This window comes from Rhodococcus sp. T7 (genome assembly GCF_009872365.1).
Taxonomy (GTDB): domain Bacteria; phylum Actinomycetota; class Actinomycetes; order Mycobacteriales; family Mycobacteriaceae; genus Rhodococcus_F.
In genome coordinates this window covers 1-1,589 of sequence record NZ_WXYH01000211.1, presented here as the reverse complement: position 1 = coordinate 1,589, position 1,589 = coordinate 1, and the positions used below count along the sequence as shown (strand labels likewise).

The 1,589-nt window shown below is 67.3% G+C and carries 1 protein-coding gene; it reads right to left on the bottom strand.

Features of this window, described 5'->3' with window-relative positions; genetic code table 11:
• The coding region (locus MLGJGCBP_RS19905) for an acyl-CoA carboxylase subunit beta (RefSeq protein ID WP_201453134.1) at nucleotides 1-1,589 on the bottom strand (1,589 nt) is incomplete at both ends.

The following is a 1,589-nucleotide window of genomic DNA, read 5'->3' as shown; positions in this document are numbered from 1 at the left end:
ATGTTCCCATGCTTCTTGGGCGGGAGGGTGACCATTTTGCGTTCGAGCAGGCGCAGGGCGGCCACGATCTGTCCGCGGGTGTGGGACGGGGGGATGACGGCGTCGACGTAGCCGCGTTCGGCGGCGACGTACGGGTTGACGAGGGTGTCCTCGTATTCCTGCTGCAGTTGCAAACGCAGGGCGTCGACGTCGTCGCCGTTCTTGGCGGCCTCGAGCAGGCGTTTGCGGTAGACGAACCCGACGGCGCCGGAGGCGCCCATCACGGCGATCTGGGCGGTGGGCCAGGCCAGGTTGACGTCGGCGCCCATGTGCTTGGAGCCCATCACGTCGTAGGCGCCGCCGTAGGCCTTGCGGGTGATGACGGTGATCTTGCCGACGGTGGCCTCCCCGTAGGCGTAGAGCAGTTTCGCGCCGCGGCGGATGATGCCGTTGTATTCCTGGTCGGTGCCGGGCAGGAACCCCGGGACGTCGACGAGGGTGATGATCGGGACGTTGAACGCGTCGCAGGTGCGCACGAAGCGGGCCGCTTTTTCGGAGGCGTCGATGTCGAGGCAGCCGGCGAAGACGGTGGGCTGGTTCGCGACGATCCCCACGGAGCGGCCGTCGACGCGGCCGAAGCCGACGACGATGTTGCCGGCGCGTTCGGCCTGGACCTCGAGGAATTCGTCGTCGTCGAGGATACGGCGGATGACCTCGTGCATGTCGTAGGGCTGGTTCGCCGAGTCCGGGATCAGGGTGTCGAGTTCGAGGTCCTCGGCGGTGAGGGAGTCCTCGAGTGATCCGGTGATCGGGTCGGTGGGCAGCATCCGGGGGGCGGCGGCCTGATTGTTCGACGGCAGGTAGGAGAGCAGGTCCTTGACGTAGTCGAGGGCGTCCTGTTCGCCGGAGGCGACGTAGTGGGCGACGCCGGACTTGACCATGTGGGTGTGCGCGCCACCCAAATCTTCCATGGTGACGTCTTCGCCGGTGACGGTCTTGATGACGTCGGGGCCGGTGACGAACATCTGGGAGGTCTGGTCGACCATGACGACGAAGTCGGTCAGTGCGGGGGAGTAGACGTGGCCGCCGGCGGCGGGGCCCATGATCAGCGAGATCTGGGGGATGACGCCGGAGGCCTGGACGTTGCGGTGGAAGATTTCGCCGTAGAGGCCGAGGGAGACGACGCCTTCCTGGATGCGGGCGCCGGCGCCTTCGTTGATGCCGATCAGGGGGCGCCCGGTTTTGAGGGCGAGGTCCATGACCTTGACGATTTTTTCGCCGTAGATTTCGCCGAGGGAGCCGCCGAAGACGGTGGCGTCCTGGGAGAACACGCACACGTCGCGGCCGTCGACGGTGCCGTAGCCGGTGACGACGCCATCGCCGACGGGGCGGTTGTCGGCGAGGCCGAAGTTCACGCTGCGGTGCCGGGCGAGGGCGTCGAGTTCGACGAAGGAGCCCTCGTCCAACAGCGCGGTGATGCGTTCGCGGGCGGTGAGCTTGCCCTTGGCGTGCACCTTCAGGGCCGCGGCTTCACCGCTCGGGTGCTGCGCCTCGGCCTGACGATTACGCAGGTCGGCGAGCTTTCCCGCCGTCGTGTGAATATCGGGCGT